1 protein-coding gene is annotated in these 1,165 nt (G+C 59.9%); it reads right to left on the bottom strand.

Going from position 1 to position 1,165, the window contains the following annotated elements; translation table 11 throughout:
• Window positions 1-84: 84 nt before the first annotated feature.
• A partial coding sequence (gene dnaB / locus F8N12_RS27545) for a replicative DNA helicase (protein ID WP_150583134.1) occupies window positions 85-1,165 on the bottom strand: 1,081 nt, incomplete at its 5' end.

Here is a 1,165-nt window from a genome sequence, read left to right as displayed (position 1 = left end):
CCCCAAAAAAAGGGACTGCTGCGCAGCCCACCGGGGGCAAGCCCCCTCGCCACAAAGGCCCCCTCGCCACAGGATCCGACAGGGTTACTCGTCGTCGAAGTTGTAGCTGCCCGGCGCGAGGTTTTCGAAGCGGGTGTATTTACCGATGAACGCCAGTCGGGCCGTACCGATCGGTCCGTTCCGCTGCTTGCCGATGATGATCTCGGCGATGCCTTTGTGTTCGGTTTCCGGGTGATAGACCTCGTCCCGATACACAAACATGATCACGTCAGCATCCTGCTCGATCGCTCCCGATTCTCGAAGGTCGGAGTTGATCGGACGTTTATTCGGCCGTTGCTCCAATGAGCGGTTGAGCTGGGACAGCGCCACCACCGGGCAATTGAACTCCTTGGCCAAGGCTTTCAGGGAACGGGAAATCTCAGAAATTTCGTTGGTGCGGTTATCGCCACCAGAGCCCGGGATCTGCATCAATTGCAGGTAGTCGATCATGATAAGGCCGACATCCCCATGCTCACGCACCAGGCGTCGAGTCCGCGCGCGCATTTCCGACGGGCTTATACCGGCCGTATCATCGATGAAGAGCTTGCGATCGTTGAGCAGGTTGACCGCCGAGGTCAGGCGTGGCCAATCGTCGTCCTCCAGACGTCCGGCACGGACCTTGGTCTGGTCGATACGCCCAAGGGAGGACAACATACGCATGATCAGCGATTCACCTGGCATCTCCAGCGAGTAAACCAGCACACACTTGTCACTGCGCAACACGGCGTTTTCCACCAGGTTCATCGCAAAGGTGGTTTTACCCATCGACGGACGGCCGGCGACGATGATCAGGTCGGCCGGCTGCAGACCGCTGGTCATCCCGTCAAGGTCGGTGTAACCGGTGGACAGTCCGGTGATGGCGTTGTCGGTGTTGAACAAGGTGTCGATGCGGTCGATGGCTTTGGTCAACAGGTCGTTGACGCTCACCGGGCCGCCGGTTTTAGGCCGGGCCTCGGCGATCTGGAATATCTGTCGCTCGGCTTCGTCGAGGATTTCTTCAGCGGTGCGGCCTTCCGGATTGAAGGCGCTGTCGGCGATTTCGGTGGCGATGCCGATCAACTGGCGCAGCGTTGCCCGGGCGCGAACGATCTGGGCGTAAGCCTTGATGTTGGCCACCGACGGCGTG

The sequence above is a fragment of the Pseudomonas fluorescens genome (genome assembly GCF_902497625.1).
Lineage (GTDB): Bacteria > Pseudomonadota > Gammaproteobacteria > Pseudomonadales > Pseudomonadaceae > Aquipseudomonas > Aquipseudomonas fluorescens_BQ.
This window is presented reverse-complemented; position numbering and strand designations above follow the sequence as displayed.